The organism is Nitrospirillum bahiense (genome assembly GCF_007828025.1).
Taxonomy (GTDB): domain Bacteria; phylum Pseudomonadota; class Alphaproteobacteria; order Azospirillales; family Azospirillaceae; genus Nitrospirillum; species Nitrospirillum amazonense.
Map to the genome: position 1 here is coordinate 324,078 of NZ_VITO01000006.1, position 24,466 is coordinate 348,543.

At 66.8% G+C, this 24,466-nt stretch carries 22 protein-coding genes; 14 read left to right on the forward strand and 8 right to left on the reverse strand.

Annotation, left to right across the window (positions count from 1 at the left end):
- Positions 1 to 66 precede the first annotated feature (66 nt).
- The 4 genes from FBZ88_RS11535 to FBZ88_RS11550 form a co-directional block, all read right to left on the reverse strand.
- Positions 67 to 1,611 (reverse strand): MFS transporter, encoded by a 1,545-nt coding sequence (locus FBZ88_RS11535; protein WP_211102615.1) that lies wholly within the window; start codon positions 1,609 to 1,611, stop codon positions 67 to 69.
- Positions 1,612 to 1,754: 143 nt separating this feature from the next.
- On the reverse strand, positions 1,755 to 3,209 hold the full coding sequence (gene xylE / locus FBZ88_RS11540; RefSeq protein WP_145616975.1) for a D-xylose transporter XylE: 1,455 nt from the start codon (positions 3,207 to 3,209) through the stop codon (positions 1,755 to 1,757).
- Positions 3,210 to 3,262: 53 nt separating this feature from the next.
- Positions 3,263 to 4,330 (reverse strand): LacI family DNA-binding transcriptional regulator, encoded by a 1,068-nt coding sequence (locus tag FBZ88_RS11545; RefSeq protein ID WP_004274204.1) that lies wholly within the window; start codon positions 4,328 to 4,330, stop codon positions 3,263 to 3,265.
- 224 nt (positions 4,331 to 4,554) lie between these two features.
- Positions 4,555 to 6,858, reverse strand: coding sequence for a TonB-dependent receptor (locus tag FBZ88_RS11550; RefSeq protein ID WP_246134189.1), 2,304 nt, complete (start codon positions 6,856 to 6,858; stop codon positions 4,555 to 4,557).
- A gap of 356 nt (positions 6,859 to 7,214) precedes the next feature.
- On the opposite strand from FBZ88_RS11550, the gene FBZ88_RS11555 reads away from it, so the two are divergent.
- The gene (locus FBZ88_RS11555) at positions 7,215 to 8,867 is read left to right on the forward strand and encodes a tryptophan halogenase family protein (RefSeq protein WP_145616976.1); all 1,653 of its coding nucleotides are present in this window, start codon (positions 7,215 to 7,217) and stop codon (positions 8,865 to 8,867) included.
- A gap of 19 nt (positions 8,868 to 8,886) precedes the next feature.
- On the opposite strand, the gene FBZ88_RS11560 is transcribed toward FBZ88_RS11555, so the two are convergent.
- Entirely contained in the window at positions 8,887 to 9,936 is a 1,050-nt protein-coding gene (locus FBZ88_RS11560; protein ID WP_004274201.1) for a LacI family DNA-binding transcriptional regulator, read from the reverse strand.
- Positions 9,937 to 10,213: 277 nt separating this feature from the next.
- Here FBZ88_RS11560 and FBZ88_RS11565 point away from each other — a divergent pair, with 277 nt between their 5' ends.
- Positions 10,214 to 11,689, forward strand: a complete 1,476-nt coding sequence (locus FBZ88_RS11565; RefSeq protein WP_186464342.1) for an MFS transporter — start codon at positions 10,214 to 10,216, stop codon at positions 11,687 to 11,689.
- 39 nt (positions 11,690 to 11,728) lie between these two features.
- Positions 11,729 to 12,172, forward strand: a complete 444-nt coding sequence (locus FBZ88_RS11570) for a CocE/NonD family hydrolase C-terminal non-catalytic domain-containing protein (protein ID WP_145616978.1) — start codon at positions 11,729 to 11,731, stop codon at positions 12,170 to 12,172.
- Between the two features lie 105 nt (positions 12,173 to 12,277).
- On the opposite strand, the gene FBZ88_RS11575 is transcribed toward FBZ88_RS11570, so the two are convergent.
- Complete coding sequence (locus tag FBZ88_RS11575) at positions 12,278 to 12,679, reverse strand: hypothetical protein (protein ID WP_145616979.1); 402 nt, start codon at positions 12,677 to 12,679, stop codon at positions 12,278 to 12,280.
- A 46-nt stretch (positions 12,680 to 12,725) separates the two neighbouring features.
- A complete protein-coding gene (locus FBZ88_RS11580) occupies positions 12,726 to 13,229 on the reverse strand; it encodes a PaaI family thioesterase (protein WP_145616981.1) in 504 nt (167 codons plus the stop codon).
- Between the two features lie 184 nt (positions 13,230 to 13,413).
- Between FBZ88_RS11580 and ppk2 the strand changes: the two genes are divergently transcribed.
- A complete protein-coding gene (gene ppk2, locus FBZ88_RS11585) occupies positions 13,414 to 14,397 on the forward strand; it encodes a polyphosphate kinase 2 (RefSeq protein WP_246138617.1) in 984 nt (327 codons plus the stop codon).
- A gap of 46 nt (positions 14,398 to 14,443) precedes the next feature.
- Here ppk2 and FBZ88_RS11590 read toward each other — a convergent pair whose 3' ends face one another.
- Positions 14,444 to 15,232 (reverse strand): class II aldolase/adducin family protein, encoded by a 789-nt coding sequence (locus FBZ88_RS11590; RefSeq protein WP_211102616.1) that lies wholly within the window; start codon positions 15,230 to 15,232, stop codon positions 14,444 to 14,446.
- Positions 15,233 to 15,337: 105 nt separating this feature from the next.
- Between FBZ88_RS11590 and FBZ88_RS11595 the strand changes: the two genes are divergently transcribed.
- The 10 genes from FBZ88_RS11595 to FBZ88_RS30185 all read left to right on the forward strand — a co-directional run bounded on the left by FBZ88_RS11595 (position 15,338) and on the right by FBZ88_RS30185 (position 24,387).
- Positions 15,338 to 16,018 (forward strand): Crp/Fnr family transcriptional regulator, encoded by a 681-nt coding sequence (locus FBZ88_RS11595; RefSeq protein ID WP_186464343.1) that lies wholly within the window; start codon positions 15,338 to 15,340, stop codon positions 16,016 to 16,018.
- A gap of 13 nt (positions 16,019 to 16,031) precedes the next feature.
- A complete protein-coding gene (locus FBZ88_RS11600) occupies positions 16,032 to 16,943 on the forward strand; it encodes a LysR family transcriptional regulator (protein ID WP_145616983.1) in 912 nt (303 codons plus the stop codon).
- A gap of 69 nt (positions 16,944 to 17,012) precedes the next feature.
- Positions 17,013 to 18,467, forward strand: coding sequence for a 3-isopropylmalate dehydratase large subunit (gene leuC / locus FBZ88_RS11605; protein ID WP_145616984.1), 1,455 nt, complete (start codon positions 17,013 to 17,015; stop codon positions 18,465 to 18,467).
- Entirely contained in the window at positions 18,467 to 19,081 is a 615-nt protein-coding gene (gene leuD, locus FBZ88_RS11610) for a 3-isopropylmalate dehydratase small subunit (protein WP_145616985.1), read from the forward strand. Before leuC ends, leuD begins: the two co-directional genes overlap by 1 nt.
- 106 nt (positions 19,082 to 19,187) lie before the next feature.
- Positions 19,188 to 20,516: a 2-hydroxycarboxylate transporter family protein gene (locus FBZ88_RS11615; RefSeq protein ID WP_145616986.1), complete on the forward strand. Its 1,329-nt coding sequence runs from the start codon at positions 19,188 to 19,190 to the stop codon at positions 20,514 to 20,516.
- Between the two features lie 107 nt (positions 20,517 to 20,623).
- Complete coding sequence (locus tag FBZ88_RS11620) at positions 20,624 to 21,091, forward strand: VOC family protein (protein ID WP_145616988.1); 468 nt, start codon at positions 20,624 to 20,626, stop codon at positions 21,089 to 21,091.
- Positions 21,092 to 21,267: 176 nt separating this feature from the next.
- A complete protein-coding gene (locus FBZ88_RS11625) occupies positions 21,268 to 22,281 on the forward strand; it encodes a retroviral-like aspartic protease family protein (protein WP_186464344.1) in 1,014 nt (337 codons plus the stop codon).
- A gap of 359 nt (positions 22,282 to 22,640) precedes the next feature.
- The gene (locus FBZ88_RS11630) at positions 22,641 to 23,135 is read left to right on the forward strand and encodes a retropepsin-like aspartic protease (RefSeq protein WP_186464345.1); all 495 of its coding nucleotides are present in this window, start codon (positions 22,641 to 22,643) and stop codon (positions 23,133 to 23,135) included.
- A 50-nt stretch (positions 23,136 to 23,185) separates the two neighbouring features.
- Complete coding sequence (locus tag FBZ88_RS11635) at positions 23,186 to 23,728, forward strand: retropepsin-like aspartic protease family protein (protein ID WP_186464346.1); 543 nt, start codon at positions 23,186 to 23,188, stop codon at positions 23,726 to 23,728.
- Between the two features lie 437 nt (positions 23,729 to 24,165).
- Positions 24,166 to 24,387 carry an RDD family protein gene (locus FBZ88_RS30185; RefSeq protein WP_186464347.1) on the forward strand — a complete coding sequence of 74 codons (222 nt, stop codon included), beginning with the start codon at positions 24,166 to 24,168 and terminating at the stop codon, positions 24,385 to 24,387.
- Positions 24,388 to 24,466 lie beyond the last annotated feature (79 nt).

Genomic DNA, 24,466 nt, shown 5'->3' on the forward strand with positions numbered 1-24,466 from the left:
TATGGTGCCGCTACCGCAAGCCGGGGAGAACTCGCACGATCGGGGTACCCCGCCGGAGCGGGTGGCTCAAGCGCCGCTGGTTTCCGCAGCCGCGGCCGTCGGCGGGGGATCCGCATCGCGCCGGCCAACCCGTGTTTCGGATCCAAAATAGATGACCAGCAACAGCGCGGCCACCATCAGGCCGCAGATGGCCAGCGCCAGGGTCCCCAAGCCGGGCACCAGCGCCGCGATGGCCAGGCATTGGGTCACCAGGCCGCCGGCCTTGCTGCAGCCGGCGACCCAGCCGGTGGCGCGGCCGCGCAGGCCTACGGCATAGTTCTCGGCCGTGTAGGGCAGCAGCACGGCCAGGATGCCGTTACTGCCGACAATCAGCAGCGCCACCGGCGCCACCACGTCCAGCAGGCCGGCCCCGTCGCCCAGCCGCATGACGCCGGCCAGGCCGGCGATGGCGACGACGATCATCAGCGCCAGCGTCCATTTCGTGCTCCAGCGGAAATAGAGCAGCGCCGCCACCGCGATGGTAGGGCACGCGATGAGGGCGGACGCCGCCAACAGGCGGCTGGACACGACCACATCCATGCCCCGGGCCGTCAATTCGGCCGGCAGCCACAACAGCAGCCCGAAATTGGTGAAGCTCCAGGCCAGGGCGGTGACCGTCAGGGCCAAGGTGCGGCCGCTGAGGAAATGGGTTTCGCCCCCCTTGGACGCGGGCGCGCCCTCCGCCTCGCGCGTCAGGGCGGCGCCGAAGCGGGCCAGCGTGCGCTCCGCCTCGCGCAGGCGGCCGCGCAGCAGCAGGAAATGGGGGGACTCCGGGATTTGGCCATTGAGAAAGACCAGGATCAAGCCCGTGGGCAGGTTCAACAGCCACATGATGCGCCAGCCATACAGGGGCTGGAGCAGGGCGGACAGGCCGCTGGCCGCCAGGTAGCCGCCAATGCCCCCCAGGCCGCCCACCAGCACCAGGTTCCAGCCACGGTGGCGCAGCGGCATGGTTTCCGCCAGCAGCGCGTAGGCCACCGGCAACATGCCGCCCGCCGCCGCCCCCATGAGAAAGCACATGGCCACGTTCCACCAGAAATCGGGCATGGCCCCGCAGATGGAGGTGCCGACGAACATGACGGAGGACAGCAGGATGGAGGCGCGGCGGCCATAGACATCCGCCAGCGCCCCCCAGATCAAGGAACCCACGACCGTGCCCGCCAGCGCCGCCATGGGCAGCCAGGCCACCGTCATCTTGTCCACGCCGTATTCCTCGCGCATGCCGGGCAGGACGAAGCCCAGGCTGGCCGGCTTCATGACGTCGATGACCAGGGCCACGACGATGACCGCCATCAGCCGCCAATGCGCCGCACGCAGCGGGCCGTCATCATGCACCACGGCGAGGTCGATGGCCGCCACCGCCGTCTTGCGCGGCAGCAGGCCATAGGCGGCGATGAGGACCCCCACGATGATCAGGCCCATGCCGATGGTCATGCCCATGTCCATCGGCATGTCGGCCAGGCGATAGCCGACGTCCTTGGCCATCAGGAACATGGGCAGGTGCAGGACCACGCCCACGGTCACCACGGCGCACCCGACCCAGAAGGCCAGCACCGCCCGCCGATCGGCCAACACCCTGTCACCGTCCCCGGGACCAGTCTCGAACAACGACGCCACCGGAACCACCCTGTCGGAGAAAAGGAAGCGGCGCGCCCGTGCCCAGGCGCGCCGCCCAACCTATAGCTGTGAGCGCTATCAACCGCCAGGAGGAAGGCTCAGCGGCCGGCCGCTTTCCACACGCCCTCCATCTCCTCCAGGCTGCGTCCCTTGGTTTCGGGGACGAAGCGCCAGACGAACAGGCCGGCCAGGATGCTGAAGGCGCCATAGAGGTAATAGGCGAAGCCATGGTTGAACATGGCGTTCAGCGCGGCGTTGCCGTCCAGCACCTTGAACGACCAGGACACCACCCAGTTGGCGATCCACTGCGCCGCCACCGCGATGCTGAGCGCCTTGCCCTTGATGGGGTTGGGAAAGATCTCCGCCAGCAGCACCCAGACGACGGGCCCCCAGGAGAAGGCGAACCCGGCGACGTAGACCACCACCGCCACCAGCGCGCCAATGCCCATCTGGTGCTGATTCAGGAGGAAACCCAGGGCCAGCATGGCGATCGCCATGACGGCGGCGCCGGCGATCAGCAGCGGCTTGCGTCCCAGCCGATCCACCGTGACCATGGCCACCAGGGTGAACAGCACGTTGGCCGCCCCCACCACCACGGTCTGAAGCAGCGCGCTGTCGGTGCCCGCCCCCATGTTCTCAAACATCAGCGGGGCGTAATAAAGCACGGCGTTGATGCCTACCAGCTGCTGGAACAGCGACAGCATGATGCCCACCGCCAGCACCAGTCCGCCGTAGGCCAGCAGGCGGTCGGTATGCTGCACCAGGCTGCCCTCGATCTCCCGTCGGGTGAGGGCGGCCTCGGCCGGGCCCATCAGGCGGGTCAGCGTGGCCTCCGCCTCCGCCGTGCGGCCCACCTTGATCAGCCAGCGCGGCGTGTCGGGCACGAAGGCCAGCAGCACCAGGAACAGGGCGGCGGGCAACGCCTCCGATCCCAGCATCCAGCGCCAGCCGACGCTGTTCAGCCAGGCGGTGTCGCCCTGGGCGGCGATGGCCCAGTTGACGAAATAGACGCCGGCGATGCCCAGCACGATGGCCATCTGGTTGAAGGAGATGAGGCGGCCGCGGGCATGCGGCGGCGCGATCTCCGCGATGTAGAGGGGCGACAGCATGCTGGCGATGCCCACGCCGACGCCGCAGATGACGCGGTAGATGATGAAGGGCGTCAGCGCCGCCGGCCCCATGCGGCCGATTGTGCCCAGCCCCAGTTCCGGCAAGGCCGACCCAATGGCGGAGACCAGGAACAGCACGGCCGCCAGGAACAGGCCGCGCTTGCGCCCGAAGCGATCGGCCACCCACCCGGCGACCATGCCGCCGAAGATGCAGCCGATGAGGGCGCTGGAGATGGTGAAGCCAGACAGGCTGTCGCGCGCCGTATCGGCCAGGCCCAAGGGGTCGATGAAGTTGGCGTCGATGGACTTCACGGCCCCCGAGATGACGGCGGTATCGTAGCCGAACAGCAGGCCGCCCAGGGTGGCGACCAGGGTCAGCATCACCACCAGGCCGGAGCCGGCATGCGCGTCATGCCCGCCCTTAAGTCTCACATCACTGGCCATGACGGTCCTCCCGCGCGGGACCGGTACCCGCGCGCCTTGAGTGTTGGATTGGATCAGCGCCGGGCGCGGCCGAGGGACGGCACGCTGGACGGCGGGGCGGTCGATTCCCGCACCACCACCTCGAACTCCAGCAGGCGGCGGGGCATGGGATGGGTCCAGGGCTGGCGCCGCACCGCCCGGTCGATCAACAGGTCGGCCGCCGCCGCCGCCATGCGGCTGATGGGCTGGCGGATGGTGGTGAGCTGCGGCCAGATGATGCGCGCCACCGGCGTGTCGTCGAAGCCCGCGACCGACAGGTCGGCCGGCACCGACAGGCCCAGGCGCTGCGCCACCGCGACGGATGCCGCCGCCATGTCGTCGTTGCTGGCGAAGATGGCGGTGGGACGATCGGCCAGGGTCAGCAGCTGTTCCGCGCACGCCATGCCGATGCGGTAGGAGAAGTGGCCTGGGCGCACCAGCTCCGGATCCAGGGGGATGCGGTGTTCCGCCAGTTCATCCCGGAAGCCGCGGTAGCGCTGTTCGGTGGCGCCGTGGTCGGGATGGCCCAGCAGGAAGCCGATGCGGCGGTGGCCTAGGCTGATGAGGTAGGCCGTCATCTGGCGGGAGGCCGCGTAGTCGTCCATGTAGACGAAGGGCGCCGTCTCGCGATCGGTGTCCGGCGCTATGCGCACCAGCGGAATGCGCGAGGCGCGCAGGGCCTCCAGCACACCGGCGTGGTCGACCAGCGGCGGCGTCAGGATGACCCCCTCCAGCCGCAGCTGGGAAATGAGGTTCAGGACCTGGTCGCCCACGTTGGGGTCGGTGCTGTCCCAGGGCTCCACCAGCAGGTGGAAGCCGCCCTCGCGGCAGCGGGCCACGGCACCCGCCTGCACGTCGCTCATATAATGGGCGCTGGGGTTGTCATAGAACAGGCCGATGAGGAAGGAGCGGTCGCCGGCCAGGCCCCGGGCGTTCAGGTTGGGGCGGTAGTCCAGGCGGGCGATGGCGTCCATGACCCGGGCGTGCGTCTCGTGGGAAACGCCGGCCTCGCGGTTGATGACCCGCGACACGGTCTTGATGGACACCTTGGCCAGGTCCGCGACTTCCCGAATGGTGATCGACCGCTTCTCTGGCTGGGCCAATGGGGTCTCCCAAATCAGGGGCGAAATCAAGCGACGTGACGCGTTGTCATCGTGGCGTCGGACGGCGATGGCGACAGGGGGATAAAGGGATGGGCGGTGCGGGGGCACCGCCCATCAAGGCGCAGGATTCGGGGAGAGAGTATCCTGCCAAGAAGGGAAAAACCGGGGCGCGGGAGAGGAGAGCCCCCCGCGCCCCGGGGGTCGAACAACGCGAACGAACTGGATCAGAAGCTGGCGTGGGCCCGCACACCCCAGGTCTGGGGCGGCTGGTACACGGCCGTCCACACCGGGGTCGCCGGGCCGCCGAAGGCACCGGCATTGGACTTGATGTTGGCGTTTTCCACGTTCTGGACGAAGCCTTCCAAGGACCACTTGCCGCTGGGCGCGTCGTAACGGACGGCCAGGTCGGTGCGGGTATAGGCCTTCTGTTCGTCGTACGTGCCGGCGTTGAAGAAGGACAGGTAGCTGCGGGTCTCGAAATGGGTGGAGACGCGCGGGGTCAGCGTGCCGCCGTTGGGCAGGTCGAACACGTGCTCGTACCCGACGGTGCCCGACAGGGCCGGGGCATGGGGCAGCTCGTTGCCCTTCAGCTCGACCAGGTGGGACACATCGCCGCCGCTGTACAGGCGGGCGTCGATGCTCTGCAGCTCTTCCATCTCGGTGTGCTGGGCGGACAGCGACAGGTTGATCGTGTCACGCGGCGTGACCTTGGCGGCCAGTTCGGCTTCCAGGCCGTAGGCCTTGGCGCCCTGGGCGTTCTGGGTCACGATCTGCGAGCCGATGACATGGCCGGCGGCGTCACGGGTGGTGACCGCCTGGTTCACCTGATAACCCGTGAAGTCTTCATAGTAGGCCGCCACGTTGAAGGTGGCGCGGCCGCCGAACAGCGTCGTCTTGGCGCCGACTTCATAGTTGGTCAGCGTCTCGGGGCCGGCCAGCTTGCCGCCGTCCTCGATGTTGCCCGACTTGAAGCCCGTGCCGACGCTGGCATAGGTCATCAGCACGTCCTTGATGATGTCGGCATCGGCGCGGACCAGCCAGGTGGCCTTGCTCCACTGGCCATAGACGTCGTTGGGCGACGCCGTGTAGCCGGGGATGGAGTAGGGATCGCGGCCGAAGATGCCCTGGGTGCAGCCGTTGCAGGTGACGTTGCGGCCGCCGATGTCTTCCTTGTCGTCGCGGGTGTAGCGCACGCCGCCCGTCAGGCGGATGTCATCGGTGACATGCCAGGTCGCCTGGCCGAAGCCGGCGGCCGATTCGATCTCACGGTCGGACTGGATGAAGCTGCCGGCCCAGCTGAAGGTGCCGAGGCGATAGCCGTTGGCCTGATCGATGTCGAAGCGGATCTTGTTGGTTTCGTGCGAATAGTACGCACCCAGGATCCAGTCGATGGTGTGCACGCCGGACGACTTCAGCTGCAGTTCGTGGCTGAAGAAGTCGTAGCTGGACCAGACGGTGCTGTTCTGCTCGAACGCGCCGGACGGCGTGGTGGCGCTGGTCGGCGGCAGCACGCCGCTGTCCGCGTCCACCTGGTTGTTGCCGCCCAGCCAGGACGCGCCGGCGATGTAGGACAGCTGCAGGTAGTCGTTGATGTCGTAGTCCATCTTGCTGTGGACGGACTTCGCGGTGCGGTCCTGGAACGGCGCGGTGTCGGCCTGCACCGACCACAGGTTCGTGCCCGGACGCGGGGTCTGCATCAGCGGCTCGACCGGGGTGCCGGTGTCTTCATACCACTCGAAGTTTAGGTCCCAGCTGAAGCTGTCCGTCGGGCGCCAGGCGCCGCTGACGCGGAACGACTTCTGGTCGCCGGCGTAGTACTTCGGACCGCTGGTCACGTAGGCGGCCGGGTTCACGCCAGGGACGTTCGGCGCCGGCTGGTAGTCGACATAGCCGTCGTGCTTGTCCGTCACGAAGGCGACGCGGAAGGCCAGCTTGTCGGAGACGGGCATGTTGAACATGCCGCGGGTGCCGAAGCGGCCGTAGGAACCGGCGACGACCTCGGCGTTGCCGTATTCCTTGTCGAAGGTCGGCTTGGCGGAGATCAGGCTGACGGCGCCGACGGTGGCGTTGCGGCCGAACAGGGTGCCCTGCGGGCCGCGCAGCACTTCCACGCGTTCCATGTCATACATCAGCACCGAGGCGCCCTGGGCGCGCGGCGAGTAGATGCCGTCGACGTACATGGCGACCTCGGGGTCGGCCACTTCGGTGTAGGCGCTGTCGTTGCCGATGCCGCGCAGGGTCAGGGTGATGGCGTTCTGGTCGCCCTGCTGGCCGAACTGCAGGCTGGGCACGAACTTGGACAGATCGGTGATGTCTTTGACCTGCTGCTTATCCAGGCTCTCCTGGCTGAACGCCGACACGGCGATCGGGGTTTCCTGCAGCTTGGTCTCACGCTTGGTCGCGGTAACGACGATTTCGGCAATGGTATCGGAGGGACCGGCCGGGGCCGTCGCGGTCTGCGCGTACGCGCCGCCGGACAGGGCAATCACAGCCGCTGCTTGCAGATAGAGTCCGAGTCTCGCCTTCATCTCGCTTCCTCCCTTTTATTCTAGCCTGGTTGCTCTAGGCGGATATTCGACGGTCACCGCCCACATCCAATGGGTGCGGCGCCGTTGTGGGTCGCATGTTTAGCGGGGCTGACAATGCTGTCAACAAAATTATGACAACGTTGTCGCACAGCGCTGTCATATGGCGGCAACCGTGGTATTCTGGCCTCATGCCCGGGACGATGCCTGCGGCAGCGCAACGAACCGGCCGGCAACCCTTGGGTGACGGGTCGGCGGGCGCCGCCACAGCGGGCGACCATCCCGCCCTAACAGTTTGAGAAACATAAGAACCGCCGCCGTTCCGCCAAGGGGAACAGGCGGCCATGAGGGAGGAAGTGATGACCGCAGCGGAAGGCGCCCGGCGCCGTATCCTGATCGTGGGCGGGGGCACAGCCGGCTGGCTGACCGCCGCCTACCTGGCCAAGACCTTGGGCGCCAATCTGTCCGGCGGGACAGAAATCACCCTGATCGAATCGAGCGACATCGGCATCATCGGCGTGGGCGAGGGCACCTTCCCCACCATCCGTTCCACCCTGGCCGCCATCGGCATCGATGAGGCGCGCTTCCTGCGGGAAAGCACGGCCACCTTCAAGCAGGGCGTCCATTTCGTGGACTGGGCGGAAACACCGGCGCCTGACGCGTCGCCGACCCAGGCCTTGGGCACCGTGGCCGGCCACAGCCATTACTTCCACCCCTTCAACTTCCCTCATCAGGGCAACGGGCCGGAACTGCTGCCCTACTGGCTGCTGGGCGGGGCCGGCGACGCGCCCTTCGCCGAGGCCGTGACCCTGCAGAAGGCGGTGGCGGACGCATCGCGCGGACCCAAACGAGCCATCGACCCGCCCTATGCGGCGCCCCTGAACTACGCCTATCACTTCGACGCCAACCGCCTGGCCGTGCTGCTGCGCACCGTGGCCATCGAACTGGGCGTGCGCCACCGGGTGGGCACCGTCACCGACGTGGTGCTGGACGGCAGTGGTGCGGTGGCGCGGGTGGACACGCGCGAGCATGGCAGCCTGAGCGCCGACCTCTACATCGACTGCAGCGGTTTCAGGGCGGAGATCATCGGCCGGGCGCTGAAGGTGCCCTTCAAATCCTATCAGGACGTGCTGTTCAACGACCGGGCGGTGGCGCTACAGGTGCCCTATGACCGACCGGACGCGCCCATCCCCTCCTACACCGTGGCCACGGCGCATGAGGCGGGTTGGACCTGGGACATCGGCCTGAACGACCGCCGGGGCACCGGCTACGTCTATTCCAGCCGCCACACCGACGACGCCCGGGCGGAACAGGTGCTGCGCCGTTACCTGGGCCCGGCGGCCGAGGGGCGCGACGTCCGCCTCCTGAAGTTCGACTCGGGCTGCCGTACCGCCCAATGGGTGGGCAACTGCGTGGCCGTGGGCCTATCTGGCGGCTTTTTCGAGCCGCTGGAATCAACCGGCATCATGCTGATCGAGGTGGCGGCCCACATGATCGCCCAGTACTTCCCCTGGGGCGAGACGGGGCTGGACAGCGCCCAAACGGCCGCGTCCATGGCCGCCACCGCCCGCACCTACAACGCGCTGATGGGCAAGCGGTATGAGCGGATCGTCGATTTCCTGAAGCTGCACTATTGCATCACCCGGCGTACCGACAGCGCCTATTGGCGGGACAACGCCGACCCGGCCACCATACCGGAGAGCCTGCGCGACCGCCTGGCCGTATGGGCGCACCGGCCGCCCGGACGCTTCGACTTCGTGGCCGACCACGAGACCTTCCTGCCCGCCAGCTACCAATACGTCCTGTACGGCATGGGCTTCAAAACCGACCTGGAGCCGGCGCGCGCCCTTCACCGCCGCATGGATGAGGCGCGGCACGAGTTCCGGGGCCTGCGCACCGTGGCCCCGCAGGCGGTGTCCAGCCTGCCCACCCACCGCGAGCTGGTGGAGGAGGTCTACCGCAACGGCTTCCGCCCGCCCCAGGCGGCACAGGCGGTGGGCGGGCGGCGCTAGGGGTCCATGCTTCGGGGGATCAGGCCTTGCCCGGCGGACGGGCGGTGGATTGGCGCAGCAGGATAGTGTGGGCCAGCACTTGGTGCGGCACGGGCTTGGGCCAGTCCACCTTGCCGCGTTGGGACAGCAAGCCGATCAGGATGTCGGCCGCCGTTTCCGCCATTTCCCGCACCGGCTGGCGCACCGTGGTCAGCGGCGGCCACATCATCTCGGCCAGCGGCGTGTCGTCGAAGCCCACCACCGACAGGTTGGCCGGCAGGCTGAAGCCGCGGTTGTGCGCCTCCGCCACCACGGCGGCGGCCATTTCGTCGTTACTGGCGAAGATGGCGGTGGGGCGGTGCGGCTGGTCCAGCAGGCGGCGGGCGCAGGCCACGGCGGAGGCGTAGGTAAACTCCCCCTGTTCCACCAGTACCGGGTCCACCGTCACGCCGGCGTCGGTCAGCGCCTCGCAATAGCCGGTGTAGCGCAGAATGGTGGCGGTGTGGTTGGCCTTGCCCTTGATGAAGCCGATGCGCCGGTGGCCCAGGGCCAGCAGGTGCTGGGTCAGGGTGTAGGCCGCCTGCCGTTCGTCGATGCGGACGGAGGGGGAGGTTTCCGATTCCTGCTGCGGCGTGACGCGGACATAGGGCACGCCCGCCTCCTCCAAAATCCGCAGCACGATGGGGTTGTCGGTCACGGGGGCCGTCAGCACCACGCCGTCCAGGCGCATCTGGTTCACGATGGCGCTGGCCCGTTGTTCCACGTTGGGGCTGCGATAATCGATTTCCTCGATCATCAAATGATAGCCGTGGGCGCGGCAGCGGTTCAGCAGGCCCACCTGGATTTCCAGGGTGTACGGGCCGCCGGCGTCGCCGTAGAGGTGGCCAATGAGGTTGGAGCGTTCGCTGGCCAGGCTGCGGGCCATCATGTTGGGCTGATAGCCCAGCTCGGCCACCGCCTTCTCGATGCGCTCCTGCATGTCGGGGCTGACATAGCGTTCCTTGTTGATGACCCGCGACACCGTCTTGATGGACGCCCCCGCCAGGCGCGCCACATCGATGATCGTCGGCTTGCGGTCAGGCCCCGCCATATGTCCACTCCCATCCCCATATCGACGCCGCTTCCCCATTCCTGGGACCGGCGCGGGCCCACAATCGCCCAAAGCGCCCGGCTGCGGCAATCCTGCATCGATGGCGCAAAAAAGCGCGCCCGTCCATCATTTGACCGCCACCGTCCGAAAGGCATGCTGGCGTGACCGCCACCGGATGTTGTTTCCTGGGATTGGCCTGGGTCGGAAGCGGGAGAATGGCACCGCTGTCATTTCCGCCGCCACCCTGGCCCCAAGAGAAGAATTCCCCGGGGGGAAGATGGCATACGGACAGGCGCCCGTCGCCTTGAAGACCAAGCTGGGCTACGCCATCGGTGACTTGGGCCTGAACCTGCACTGGCAGGCGATGACCCTGTTCCTGGCCTATTTCCAGACGGATGTGCAGGGCGTGCCACCGGTGTGGGTGGGCGTGGGTTTCCTGGTGGCCGCCATCGCCGACGGCCTGGCCAATCCCCTGATGGGCGTGTGGGCCGACCGCACCAGCACGCGATTGGGCCGGTACCGCCCCTTCATCCTGTGGGGCGGCGTGCCGCTGGGCGCCGTCATGGCGGCCTGCTTCACCGCGCCCGGCTTCGGCCAGGGCGGCCTGATCGCCTATGCCATCCTGAGCCACATGGCCTGGCGCGGCGTCTACACCATCGTCTCCATCCCCTATGCCTCGCTGTCCGCCCGCATCACCCAGGACGCGGAGGAACGGTCCAGCCTGACCGGCTATCGCATGACCTGCGCCTTCATCGGCGGCATCACCGTGTCCTTCCTGCTGCCGGCCCTGGCCGCCCGCATCGACCGGATGGCGACAGGGGGTGCCTATGGGGGTTTGGGCTACAGCATCAGCGGCCTGGTGGTGGGCACCCTGTCCGTCGCCCTGTTCTGGCTGTGCGCCAGCGTGGTCAAGGAACAGCCGTATCCGGCCCTCACGCCCGCCTCTCGCGCCACGCTTGACAGCGATGTCGTCGGCTTCCTGCGCACGCTGGGCCGCTCCGGCCCGCTGATGCGCCTGCTGGTGTCGATCGGCCTGATCCAGGTGGCGGGCGCCCTGCAGTTCCGCAACCTGGTCTATTTCTTCAAGTACGACGTGGGCGACATGGACCTGGCCGCCTACGCCATGCCCGCCTTCTCCGCCGCCAGCGCCGTCAGCGTCCCCTTCTGGGTATGGCTGTCCCGCCGCACCAGCAAGAAGGTGTCGTGGCAGACGGGAACGGGCCTGGCGGCGTTGTCCTCCCTGGCCTTCCTGATGGCGCCCAGCGACCGGCCGGCCCTGGCGGTGGCGGCCATAGCCGCCCTGTTCGTGGGCTGCACCGTGCACGCGGTGGGCTTCTGGGCGATGCTGCCCGACCTGGTCGATTACAACGAGTGGCGCTTCGGCCGCAGGGACGAGGCCAAGATATTCGGCGTGGCCTCGCTGGCGCAGAAGGTGGCGCTGGGCCTGGCCGGCGCCCTGCTGGGCTGGTTGCTGTCCGCCATCGGCTTCGTGCCCAACGCCACCCAGTCCGCGGAGACCTTGAGCGGCCTGCGCCTGCTCATGTCCCTGCTGCCCTGCGGCCTGTTCGTCGCCACCCTGGCGTTGATGGCGGGGTACCCGCTGGACGGTGCCCTGCACCGGCGCATCGTGGAGGAACTGGACGGGCGGGCCGGGGGCGACGCAGTGGAACCGGTGCCGGCCAAAAGCCCCGGCATGGAATCGGCGGACCGGCATCCGGGCCTGAGCCACCACGCGCGCGGCGCCCGGGTTTGAGCTACCATCCCAGCTGAAAAAACCAGTCCTTGGACCCACTTGATCTTCGCAACCGAGCCTCTGGCCACGGCGACGGAGGTGGATGGCCTGTTCCAGGGCCGGTTCACCGTGGTGGCGAACAAGCACGACCTGGACCTGGAAGTGACCTTCTACGAGGAACGCGCGGACGGGCCCTACCCGCCGCTGGCCTCATACCTGGGTTGGGCCAGCTATATGGCCGACCGGACCACGCGCCATCTACTGCCCCCAGGACGGCCGGCGCTCCTGGCCTTCCAGAGCCAGACGGTGACGGCGCGCCTGCTCAGCGCCGGCAGCCGCATCGTCGCCGTGGTCGGCATACCCAAGCGCCCCGACATCCAGATCAACTACGGCACCGCCAAGGACGTCAGCGACGGGTCCATCGACGACGCCCGGACCCCGCTACGTCTGCGCTTCCTGCCCGGCAGCTATCTGGAGTTGGGGACAGGATCGGCGGGGGAATAAGCGATCTGAAATACCAATTCTTTGATCTTATCTGGCGAAACTCAGGATACCAAAATTGATGGATCAGCACATATCTTCTAATAAATTTATTTTCTTCTAATAAATTTATTTATCTTGATAACCCAACTTCACCGCCTCCGCTTCTGCGGCATCATTATTTCTGTAATTCGCATTTAAGTAGACGGGAACCTTGAATGAAATGCGATGTGTTTGCTCTGACTTTAAGGATTTCGAGTTATCAATCTGCCCACCTGCGCCGCCCCCAATTTTAACAAATGAAACTACCTGCACCTCAGCTGTCAGACGACCATCTCCCTTCTTATTAGATTCTTCACTTTCTGTAACGACGAGAGAAAGATCAAAATCTATATAACTTTTCTCCGTCACGTCATTTCCATCCACCCTTGATGGATTTATTGCCGCATATTTGCGAGCACTTATTCGTGCCCGATCAATTCCAATGGCGATCTCATAAAGAGTTTCTTCAATAAAAGCGCTTAATTTCATAATCAATGCTCCAGATAATTTCCTAATTTGAATTTATATCATGCTTTCATTTTCTTGTCGCCTTTGGCTCGAACACCAGGCACGTGGTGGTGCCGTGGGCTAGCAATCGGCCCTGGGCGTCGATCAGACGGCCTTCGGAGGTGGCCGTACGTCCGCCGCTGTGGATGACGCGGCCTTCGGCCCGCACCGGGCCCGTCGCCTCCGTCACCGCGCGGATATAGTTGATCTTCAGTTCCAGTGTGGTGTAACCGCGCCCGCCGGTCAGCGTAGTCTGCACGGCGCAGGCCATGCAACTGTCCAGCAGGGTGGCGATCCAGCCGCCATGGACCGAGCCGATGGGGTTGTAATAGGCGTGGGCCGGCGTGCCGGTGAAGACGGCATAGCCGTGTTCCGCATGGCTGAGCGTGAAGCCCAGGGTGTGGGAAATGGGCGGCGGCGGCAGGTCGCCCGCCATCATGGCGTGCAGGAAATCCAGCCCGTCCATGCGGGCCAGCGCCGCCATGCGTTCCGCCTCACCCACCTGCTTGTCGGCCTCACCCGCGGCAACCATCGTTAATCCTCTTGACCGTAGTGCGTCACCGCCATCTTGCCCTTGTGACTTTCATTATGCAATCCGCATAACCGAAGGGCGCATTGACATGGCGCAAGGATGGGGCGCCCCATTCAGGGACAAGGTGCTTGGCAAGGAACCGCAACGGTTCACCCGCGCACATTACTGGGAGGCCTGAGACGCCATGGCCGGCAAGTCCAAGAAGCACGCGAACCAGAACACGCAGCACACCAACGGCACCGCCCAGGGCGGCGAGGTGGGCGAGCCCACACCGGAAGAGATGGCGGACATCAGCCCGGCCCCGCCGCTGGACGGCGAGATCCTGCGCAACGCCAAGGAACATAAGCGCATCGAGGACCGCTGGAACATCCTGGGCCCGGGCAAGCCGGGCCGGCCACCCAAGCACTACAAGTATATCGATGAGATGGCCCGCCTGCAGTTCGAGCTGCTGAAGCTGCAGGAATGGGTGCGCATCCAGGGCCTGAAGGTGGTGGTGCTGTTCGAGGGGCGCGACGCCGCCGGCAAGGGCGGCGTGATCAAGCGCATCACCGAAAGCCTGAACCCCCGCATCTGCCGGGTGGTGGCCCTGGGCACGCCCACAGAGCGGGAGAAGGGCCAGTGGTACTTCCAGCGCTATGTCCAGCATCTGCCGGGCCCCGGCGAGATGATCCTGTTCGACCGCAGCTGGTACAACCGCGCCGGTGTCGAGAAGGTCATGGGCTTCTGCACCGAGGATGAGTACCAGGAGTTCCTGCGCGCCTGCCCCCTGTTCGAGGAGATGCTGGTGAAGTCCGGCATCATCCTGATCAAATACTGGTTCTCGGTCAGCGATGAGGAGCAGGAGAAGCGCTTCGTGGAGCGCATGCACAACCCCATGAAGCGCTGGAAGCTGTCGCCCATGGACCTGGAGTCGCGCGGCCGCTGGGTGGAATATTCCAAAGCCAAGGACGTGATGCTGGCCCATACCGACCATGCCCACGCGCCCTGGTACATCGTCGATGCCGACAACAAGAAGAAGGCGCGCCTGAACTGCATCGCCCACCTGCTGCACCAGATTCCCTACAAGGATCTGAGCCCGGTGGAACTGCCCCTGCCCCCGCGCCAGCCGGACAACGGCTACAAGCGGCCCAAGAAGTCGACCCAGCATTGGGTGGATGAGGGGTATTGATGGAGAATGGGCGGGAGGTTGGCGCCCCTCGCCCGCGCCCCGTTTGTCAGTCCTGATACCCCGGCATCTGGCGGCCCAGCCGGCGCAGCAGGGCCGGCCAGACCAGCAGGTTGGCGGCCTGGGACACGCCCATGCGGCTGATCTGGATGTTGCGCTCGATGGCGTCATGGGCGGCGGGGTAGAGCGGCCGGCCCATGGTCAAGGTGCGCACCTGCATGGTGCAGGACCGTTCCAGAAAATACATGCGGGTGAAGGCCTCCGCCACCGTGCGGCCCACGGTCAGGGTGCCGTGGTTGCGCAGCAGCATGGTGTTCTTGGTGCCCAGGTCGCGCTGCAGGCGCGGACGCTCGTCATGCTCGAACGCCACCCCTTCGTAGTCATGATAGGCCAAGTCGTCGATCACCAGCTGCGCCGTCTGGTTCAGAGGCAGCAGGCCTTCCTCCAAGGTCGAGACCGCCGTGCCGTCGGCGGTGTGCAGATGCAGGACGCAGCCCGCGTCCTCGCGCACCTGATGGACGGCGGAGTGGATGGTGAAGCCCGCCGGATTGACGGGGAAGCCGGTGTCCAGCACCACCTTGCCGTCCATGTCGACCTTCACCAGGCTGCTGGCCGTGATCTCCTCAAACAGCATGCCGTAGGGATTGATGAGGAAATGGTGCTCCGGCCCCGGCACGCGGGCCGAGATGTGGGTGAACACCAGATCGTCCCAACCGAACAGGGCCACCAGGCGGTAGGCCGCCGCCAGATCGACGCGCAACCGCCATTCCTCGGCCGAGACGCGGTCACGCAAGGGCGGCTGGTCGGCGGGGGCCAGCTTGGGCGCGGTGTCGAACATGGGATCCTCCCGGTGCTTTTATGATGCGCACAGCCTACGCCCGGGCGGCTTCCAAGAATGTCGCGGATTTGACAATCTGAGCCGAACCATTTGGGAGAGGCGAAGGTGGACAAGCGCGCGGTGGCCCAGGTGCTGGAGACGCGGGGGTGGCTGGCGGAGCAGCCGGCGGATCTGCGCGCCGAGGTCCTGGCGCGGGGGCGGCTGCGGACCTACGCCGATGGCCAGGCGGTCTATCGTGGCGGTGACGCGCCGGATGGGCTGTACGCCCTGGTCACGGGCCGCATGCGCCTGGCCACGGTGCAGGAGGATGGGCGGGAAGTGGTGATCCTGCATGCGGGGCCGGGGCACTGGTTCGGCGAGGTCTCCATGGTCGACGGCCTGCCCCGGGGGCAGACGGCGGTGGCGCGGGGGGAAAGCTTGGTGCTGCACCTGCCGGCCCAAGCCTTCACGCAGATCGTGGAGGCCGATCCCCGCCGCTGGGCCAATTTCGCCGGCATCCTCAGCCGCCACCTGCGCCAGGCCACCCATTACCTGGGGGAGGTGCTGGCCCTGCCCACGCCCCAGCGCACCGCCCGCCTGCTGGCCCTGCTGTGCCGGCTGGAGGAGGCGGGAAGCGGGCCGGTGCTTCTGCCGTTGTCGCAGGAGGATCTGGCCGGCATGCTGGGGCTCAGCCGCCAGACGGCCAACCGCGCCCTGGGCCGGCTGGCGCGACTGGGCCTGGTGCGCCGGGGCTATGGGGGTGTCGAGGTGATGGACGCCACGGCGCTGGAGCGCTTTGTCGGTTAAAGGCGGGATGGACATGGAAGTGGCGTGGCTGGAGGATTTCCTGGCGGTGGTGGCGCACGGCGGCTTTTCCCGCGCGGCGGAGAACCGCAACATCACCCAGCCGGCGCTGAGCCGGCGCATCCGCGCGCTGGAGGATTGGGTGGGCACGCCCCTGTTCCACCGCACCACCCACACGGTGGAACTGACCGCCGCCGGCGAATCCTTCCAGGTGACGGCGGAGGAGACGCTGCGCCGCCTGGCCAGCGGCCGGGATGAGGCGCGGGAGGTGGCGCAGGGCCATACCGAACTGCTGCGCTTCGCCGCCACCAACGCCCTGTCGCTGACCTTCTTCCCCGCCTGGCTGCGCCGGGTGGAGGCAACGCTGCCCTTCAACATCAACGTCCAGATGGTGGCCAACCACATGGATATCTGCGAACGCATGATGATCCAGGGCCAGTCGCAGTTTCTGCTGTGCCACCATTATCCAGCGGCCAGCACCCTGCTGGCGCCCGGCCAGTTCCGCTCCGTCCACATCGGTGACGACGTGCTGGTGCCGGTCAGCGCGCCGGACGCGGCGGGGCGGCCGCTGCACACCCTGCCGGGCCATGCCGGCGCACCCGTAGCCTACGTCGCCTATCGCCCGGAATCCGGCATGGGCCGCATCGTGGCGGCGGCGCTGGAGACCGCCCTGCCCGCCACGCACCTGAAGCCCACCTTCACCTCGCACCTGGCCAAGCTGCTGGTGACCATGGCGCTGGACGGACGCGGCCTGGGCTGGTCCCCCTTGAGCCTGGTGGCGGAGCACCTGGAGCGGGGGGAACTGGTGCGCGCCGGCGATGAAAGCTGGGACATCCCCATGGAAATCCACCTCTACCGGTCGCGCGCGCGGCAATCCGCCGTGGCGGAAAAGTTCTGGGCGCATGTGGCGGGACGTGCCCCCGCATAAGCTTATACGGAGACGGCATTGGGCAAGGAGCCGACCGGGCTTCCATAGTGCGTCCATAGGGAGAAAGAAATGCCCCGGACGCTCTACGACAAGATCATCGACGCCCATACCGTCTGCCGCCTGGATGACGGCGGCCCCCGCCCCGACAGGGGGCGGGCAGGGGAACAGCTATTGCTGTACGTCGACCGCACCATCCTGAACGAATATACCAGCCCCCAGGCCTTCAGCGGCCTGCGCGAGGCGGGGCGTCCGGTGTGGAACCCGGCGGCCGCCCTGATGGTGGTGGACCATGTGAACCCCACCGCCAGCCACCGCACCCTGGAGGTGGCGGATAGGGAGGCGGCGGCGCAGATCGCCTATTTCCGCGAGAACGCCCGCGATTTCGGCATCGAGCTGTTCGACATCCTGGACCCGCGCCAGGGCATCGAGCATGTGGTGGCGCCGGAACAGGGGCTGGTCATGCCGGGCATGGTGGTGGCGGCCGGCGACAGCCACACCACGGCCTATGGCGCTCTGGGCGCCCTGGGCTTCGGCATCGGCACCTCGGACATCGAGCATTACCTGGCGACCCAGACCCTGGTGTACCGCCGGCTGAAGACCCTGCGCGTCGTGGTGGACGGCGATCTCGCCCCCGGCGTGACGCCCAAGGATCTGGTGATGGAGGTCATCCGCCGCATCGGTGCCGACGGCGCCACCGGCTACGCCGTGGAATTCGCCGGGCCCGCCATCGACGCCATGGGCGTGGAGGGGCGCATGACCGTCTGCACCATGATCGTGGAGGCGGGCGCCCGTGGCGCCGTCATCGCGGCGGATGAGAAGGTGCTGGCCTACATCCACGGCCGGCCGCGCGCGCCGAAGGGCGACTTGTGGGACCAGGCGGCGGAGGCCTGGCTGGCGCTCAGGACCGACGAGGGCGCCATCTTCGACCGCGAAGTCCACCTGGCCGCGGAAGACGTGGCGCCCATGGTCACCTGGGGCACCAGCCCCGACCAGGCGGCGGTCATCACCGCCCAGGTCCCGGCGCCGGAGGCGGAAATGGAGCCTGGCCGTCGCGCGGCGCTTTCCCGCGCGCTGGACTATATGGGCCTGGCGCCGGGGGCGGCGCTGGACGGCATCGCCATCAGCCATGCCTTCATCGGATCCTGCACCAACGCCCGCATCGAGGATCTGCGCGACGCCGCCCGCATCCTGCGCGGCCGGCGGGTGGCGGCCGGCGTGCGCGCCATCATCGTGCCGGGATCGACCCAGGTGCGGGCGCAGGCGGAGCGCGAGGGGCTGGACCGGGTGTTCGCCGAGGCCGGTTTCGAATGGCGGCAGTCCGGCTGTTCCATGTGCCTGGCCATGAACGACGACGTGCTGCGGCCGGGCGACCGCTGCGCCTCCAGCACCAATCGCAATTTCGAGGGCCGGCAGGGCAAGGGCGCCCGTACCCACCTGATGAGCCCCGCCATGGTGGCCGCCGCCGCCATCGCCGGCCACCTGGCCGACGTGCGCGCGTTCAGCGTCCAAGAGGAGGTCGCCTGATGCAGCCCTTCATCCGCGTCACCGGCCCCGCCGCCCCCTTCCCCCAGCCCAATGTCGACACCGACGTCATCATGCCCAAGCAGTTCCTGAAGGGCGTGGACCGCAAGGGCCTGGACCGGGGCGTATTCTATGACCTGCGTTTCGGTCCCGACGGCGAGCCGCGTGCCGACTTCATCCTGAACCGCCCCGGCTGGCAGGGCGCCCACTTCCTGGTGGTGGGGCCCAACTTCGGCTGCGGCTCCTCCCGCGAGCATGCGGTGTGGGGCTTAGCCCAGCTGGGCATCCGCGCCCTGATCGGCACCAGCTTTGCCGGCATTTTCAACGACAACTGCCAGCGCAACGGCATCCTGACCATAACTCTGGACGCCGCCGTAATTGATGATCTCATGACCCGGGTCGGCCAGCCGGGCGCCAACGGTCTGACCATCGACCTGCCGGAGCAGACCATCACCGTGGATGCCGACAGCCGAACCATCCCCTTCGCCGTCGAGGCCTTGCGTCGCGACGCCCTGATCCGGGGCCTGGACGGCGTCAGCGCCACGCTGGCCCGACACGCCCAGGCCATCCGCGCGTTCGAGGACGGCCACCGCCAGGCCAACCCCTGGTTCTACTGAGCGGCTGATCCCGTCAGCCTGCCGCCCGCTCCCCCACCGGGGCGCGGCAGTGGCGGCGCCTTGCCAAAATAAGATTGACCAAAATAAGAATGGGAGGACCCAAGACGTGACCGAGATCCCCGCCGCCATCCCCCGCGCACCCTCGGCGCCGGCGCGCTTGGCCGCCCCGCGCATCGGGCCGCTGCCCCTGCCCGTCTATATCGCGTTGTGCGCCGTCACCGTCCTGGCCGCCGTGTCCGGGCGCCTGCCCAACGACGTCATCGGCGGCCTGTCGGTGCTGATGCTGACCGGTTTCCTGTTGGGGGAGCTGGGCGCCCGGCTGCCCGTGCTGCGCCATATCGGCGGAACCGCCATCCTGTGCCTGTTCGTGCCGGCGGCCCTGGTGGGTACCGGTGTCGCCGACCCGGCCATGGTCAAGGCGGTGACCACTACCTTCAAGACCGCCAATTTCCAGTATTTCTACATCGCCTGCCTGGTGGCGGGCAGCATCCTGGGCATGCCGCACCGGGTGCTGGTCCAGGGTTTCCTGCGCATGTTCGTGCCCCTGCTGGGCGGCACGCTGGCGGCGCTGGGCATCGGCATCTGCGTCGGCCTGGCCTTCGGCTACGGCCCCGCCCACACCTTCTTCTTCATCCTGGTGCCCATCCTGGGCGGCGGCCTGGGCGAAGGCGTACTGCCCCTGTCGGCGGGGTACGCCGAGATTCTGGGCCGGCCCCAGGCCGACCTGATGGGCATGATGGTGCCGGCGGCCCTGCTGGGCAATGTGGCGGCCATCATCGGCTGCGGCCTGTTGAACCGCTTCGGCCAACGCAATCCGCGCTACAACGGCAACGGCATGCTGGTGCGCTCCGGCGCCGACCAGGACCTGCTGGCGGAGCGCGCGCCCGACCGGCCCATCGAGCTGCGCCTGATGGGGGCCGGCCTGCTGCTGGCCTGCGGGCTGTTCATCCTGGGCACCCAGCTGGCGCCCCTGACCGGCATTCCCGCCCCGATCCTGATGATCGTGGGGTCCGCCCTTTTGAAGCTGACCCGCATCCTGCCGGCGGAGATGGAGCTGGGCGCCTACCAGATCAACCGCTTCATGTCGACCAACCTGACCTTCGCCATCCTGGTGGCCATGGGCGCCCTGCTGGTATCGTGGCCGCAGCTGGTGGGGGCCTTCACGGTAGGCTATGTCGCCATCTGCACCGCCACCGTGGCCGCCATGATCGCCAGCGGCTTCTTCATCGGCCACAAGATGCGCATGTACGCGGTGGAGGCCGCCATCGTCACCGCCTGCCACAGCGGCCTGGGCGGCACCGGCGACGTGGCCATCCTGTCGGCGTCCGACCGCATGGGCCTGATGCCCTTCGCCCAGATCTCCACCCGGATCGGCGGGGCCGCCATGGTGGTCATCGCCACCGTCCTGCTGCGGGCCCTGGGCGGCGTATCCTGAAGGGTGCGGAGGGAAGCGCCTAAGCGTCATCCCAACCGTGTAGGATGGTGGGTGCCGGTCAGCGGACACCTGGCCGGCCACGACACCGAACCGGGAGGAGACCAGCCATGACCGAGCCCAATCCGCGCCATCCCCTGCCCCACCTGACGGTCGAGGGCGCCGCCGCCGCCATCGACTTCTACGCCCGCGCCTTCGGCGCCACCGAGGCGAGCCGCCACCTGACGCCGGATGGCCGGGTGCTGCACGCCAGCCTGGTGTTCCCCGATGGCGGCGTGCTGATGCTGAACGACGACTTCCCGGAATTCGCCGGCGGCCGCAGCCGTAGCCCGAAAGCCGTTGGCATCTGTTCCATCACCCTGCACATCACCGTGGCCGACGTGGACGCCGCCTGGGAACGGGCCGTCGCCGCCGGCGCCACCATCGCCATGCCCCTGGCCGACCAGTTCTGGGGTGACCGCTACGGCAAGCTGACCGACCCCTTCGGCCAGGACTGGTCGCTGTCCAGCCCCCGCCGCAAGCCGTCGGCGGAAGAGATGGCCGACGTCACGGCCAGGATGTTCCCGGCCAAGGGCTGACCACCGCCTCGCGAATCCCTGGTGCCGCCGCGGCCGTGCGTATTATCCTGGCGCCAGAAAACGGCACCAGGAGCGTGCCGGCCCCGGTGACCGGGGATAGGGGGGCATATATGGTTTGGACTGTATGGGGTGCGGGTCCGGGGGCGGGACCGGCGGCGGTATGGCGTCGGCTCGTCATGCTGGTGAAGGCCGGTGGTCTGTTGTGCCTGGGCCTGGCGGCGTCACCCGCCGCGGCCGAAAAGTCGAAATGCCAACTGCAGCCGGTGAGCAACCTCGCCATCACCATGGACCGGAACATGCCCCTGGTGGACGTGGGCATCAACGGCCAGCAGGTTCATATGCTGTTGGACACCGGCGCCGATACCAACTTCATCACCAGGCCCGCCGCCGAGAGGTTGAAGCTGCGCCATGGGTGGGAGCCTGGCCAGCATGCCGAGGGTGTGGGCGGGCGCGTCGCCATCTATTCCACCCAGATTGACGACATGACGCTGGGCAACTGGCTGGTCCATCGGGTGGAGATGCCGGTCTTGAGCAACCACGACGTTGGCGACGGGCCGGACGTCGTCGGCGTGCTGGGCGAACGGTTCCTGTCGAATTTCGACCTGGACATCGATATCGCCCACAACCGCCTGGTCCTTTTCCATGCCGAGGATTGCGAGCATACCGCCCTGGCGTCCTATTGGGGTGTCCCCTACGACTACACGAAGATCGAGCGCATGCGGGAGGACGGGTCGCCGATCTGGCTGACCGTCCTGATCAACGGGCAGCCGGTGCGCGCCATCCTGGATACGGGCGCCGAGACCTCGGTCATGACCTTGCAAACGGCGGCGCGGTTGGGCATGACGCCGCAGACCCCCGGCGTCACCCACACCGGCAAGTCCGGCGGCATCGGCAATGACGCGGTCGACGACTATGTCGGCCTGTTCGACAGCTTCAAGCTGGGGGATGAGGAAATCCGCCGTGTCCACCTGCGCTTCGGCGAAATGTTCGGCAACGGCGGATGGGACGTGCCCGAGATGCTGCTGGGCCTGGACTTCCTGCGCGCCCACCGCGTGTTCATCTCACACAGCCAGCACCGGCTCTATTTCGCCTATGTCGGCAGCGGGCCCATCTTCCAGGTCATGGGCCCCCGGCTGCCTCGCGCCGACCAGGCGGCTGATACGGCGCCAGCGGTGACGGAAGGGCGCTGAAGCCCGCCAGACTGACCGTAAGGGGTGATGTCGCATCGTTCCTGGCGCCGGGTCATCGGGACCAGCGACATAATTGCATTTCAATATGTTCCACCTTCCACAACCAGCAGGGGTCGTGGCACTGTTTTCGCAATGGCCGCGCGTGGTGCGATGGCCTTGGGGATAGTCTGACTGTGACGATGGGGAAACCGGCCCCGGCTGGGGATCGGCATGGTTCCGGTGCCGGCGCGCCGGGCGGAATGCTTGAAGGCCACATCAGCACGAGCCCCCTCGGTGATGAAGCCCATGGATTCGATGGCCGGCCCCAGCGCAGCAACCACCCGACCAGACCGCCCGAAGCCTTCAATGCAGGAAGAAGCATGACCATGACGACGCAACGCCGTCGCACCCTCCGTCACCTGGCGGTGGCGACCCTGGGCCTGATCCTGGCCTGCGCCACGGTGGGCGCGCACAGCAACGCCCAGGCGGGCGAAGACAAGCACAAGTGCCAGTTGCTGCGGGTCGGCACCCTAGGCCTGACTATGGACGCCAACATGCCCTTGCTGGACGTGGGTGTGAATGGCCAGGACGGCTATCTGATTATGGATACAGGCGCCACTTTCGGCACGATCACCAAGCCGGCGGCGAAGAGGTTGCAATTGTCCGGGCATTGGGTGCCGGGAATCTACATGGAAGGCGTCGGGGGCCGGGTCAGCGTCGAGGAAGCCAGGATCGACGAACTGCGGCTGGGCGATTGGAAAGCCCATCACATCGACTATCCGGTATTCACCAATCATGACCTGTCGGACAATGAGAAGATATTCGGCCTCATGGGGAGAATTTCCTGTCAAAGTTCGACCTGGATATCGATATAGCCCACAATAAAGTCAGCCTGTTTCAACCCCAGAACTGCGACGACGTCGCCTTGGCCTATTGGACTGACACTTACAACGAGGCGGAATTCAGCCGCTTTTCGAAAGAGAATCCGAAGATCTGGTTGAAGGTCCTGCTCAACGGTGAGGAAATCCGCGCCATTCTCGACACGGGCGCATCCACCTCGGTGATAACCGAACGGGCGGCGGCCCGGGCAGGGTTGACACCGGAAAGCCCTGGCGTCACGCGCAGCGGCAAATCAGCGGGCGTCGGCGACGACCAGGTGCAAGACTATATCGGCGTCTTCGACAGCTTCCGGCTTGGGGATGAGGAGATCAAACATGTCCGCCTGCGCTTCGGCGAGTTGTTCAGCCATGGCGGTCGCGAGGTACCGGAAATGCTTCTGGGCCTGGACTTTCTGCGCGCCCACCGCATGTTCGTCTCCCACAGCCAACGCAAGATTTATTTCTCCTATGTCGGCGGTCCGGTTTTCCAGGTGATGGGTCCACGCCTGCGCCGTGTGACACCGGAGGCGGAACCGGCGGCGGATGGCGCATCCCCCGCACCCCAGCCGGACGATAAAAAGCAGCCCTGAGCCGTGTGCCCATCACGACGCCAGGGCCTGCCCACCCTGGCGATTATGGTGAGCTGCCCGCCATGCCCCTCGGGAATTGAAATGCGCTGATCCAAGGCGCCAGGACGTTGTGCGGCCCGTCACAACTTGTCACAAATCACCGCGCAGTCAACAAATCGTAACGCTCACCCCCTTGCCCTATTGGGGAGAGGGTGATAAGAGTCGCCACACAATAATCACAGCGCCATTTACTTGGGATGAACGGCCAATTAACTCGGCAAATCACCCTGATTAAATGTAAACGGCGCTTTAATGGCGATAATATTTCAGGCACTGCCGCCGCCTTCACCGGCCCCGTCTCATTCAAGACGGTGACACTTGGTGTGGCGGCATTGTCCTCATGCTCCGATGGGCCTACCCTCATGGACCCACCCCTCAACCAACGGACAAGAGGGACCATGAGCGTCGAGACGACCGTCCCCACCCTTCCCTTGCAAAACAGCACCATCCCCGTTGGCTGGACCTACGGCGGCTTTTGGCGCCGGGCGCTCGCCGCCCTCATCGACACGTTGATCCTGTTCGTCGTCTCCCTGACCCTGGCCGTGGCTTTCGGCTATCCGCTCGCGCCACAGATGTCGGCCGGATCCGGGGCATCACCGGTGGCCCTAGCAGGGTGTTGAAGAAGTCAGCTTCTTCGGGCTTTGAGAGTGACCTCGTCGTCGTTGTCGTATGAGAGTTCGATTTCGAGTGTCCCGTCAT

Bases quoted from the DNA above. Each gene is read 5' to 3' on its own strand.
- xylE (WP_145616975.1), bottom strand. From the start codon at position 3,209: ATGGCCAGTGATGTGAGACTTAAGGGCGGGCATGACGCGCATGCCGGC.
- FBZ88_RS11560 (WP_004274201.1), bottom strand. From the start codon at position 9,936: ATGGCGGGGCCTGACCGCAAGCCGACGATCATCGATGTGGCGCGCCTG.
- FBZ88_RS11625 (WP_186464344.1), top strand. From the start codon at position 21,268: ATGCTGGTGAAGGCCGGTGGTCTGTTGTGCCTGGGCCTGGCGGCGTCA.
- FBZ88_RS11600 (WP_145616983.1), top strand. From the start codon at position 16,032: ATGGAAGTGGCGTGGCTGGAGGATTTCCTGGCGGTGGTGGCGCACGGC.
- FBZ88_RS11580 (WP_145616981.1), bottom strand. From the start codon at position 13,229: ATGGTTGCCGCGGGTGAGGCCGACAAGCAGGTGGGTGAGGCGGAACGC.
- ppk2 (WP_246138617.1), top strand. From the start codon at position 13,414: ATGGCCGGCAAGTCCAAGAAGCACGCGAACCAGAACACGCAGCACACC.
- FBZ88_RS11565 (WP_186464342.1), top strand. From the start codon at position 10,214: ATGGCATACGGACAGGCGCCCGTCGCCTTGAAGACCAAGCTGGGCTAC.
- leuC (WP_145616984.1), top strand. From the start codon at position 17,013: ATGCCCCGGACGCTCTACGACAAGATCATCGACGCCCATACCGTCTGC.
- FBZ88_RS11550 (WP_246134189.1), bottom strand. From the start codon at position 6,858: ATGAAGGCGAGACTCGGACTCTATCTGCAAGCAGCGGCTGTGATTGCC.
- FBZ88_RS11555 (WP_145616976.1), top strand. From the start codon at position 7,215: ATGACCGCAGCGGAAGGCGCCCGGCGCCGTATCCTGATCGTGGGCGGG.
- FBZ88_RS30185 (WP_186464347.1), top strand. From the start codon at position 24,166: ATGAGCGTCGAGACGACCGTCCCCACCCTTCCCTTGCAAAACAGCACC.
- FBZ88_RS11590 (WP_211102616.1), bottom strand. From the start codon at position 15,232: ATGTTCGACACCGCGCCCAAGCTGGCCCCCGCCGACCAGCCGCCCTTG.
- FBZ88_RS11620 (WP_145616988.1), top strand. From the start codon at position 20,624: ATGACCGAGCCCAATCCGCGCCATCCCCTGCCCCACCTGACGGTCGAG.
- leuD (WP_145616985.1), top strand. From the start codon at position 18,467: ATGCAGCCCTTCATCCGCGTCACCGGCCCCGCCGCCCCCTTCCCCCAG.
- FBZ88_RS11630 (WP_186464345.1), top strand. From the start codon at position 22,641: ATGACCATGACGACGCAACGCCGTCGCACCCTCCGTCACCTGGCGGTG.
- FBZ88_RS11575 (WP_145616979.1), bottom strand. From the start codon at position 12,679: ATGAAATTAAGCGCTTTTATTGAAGAAACTCTTTATGAGATCGCCATT.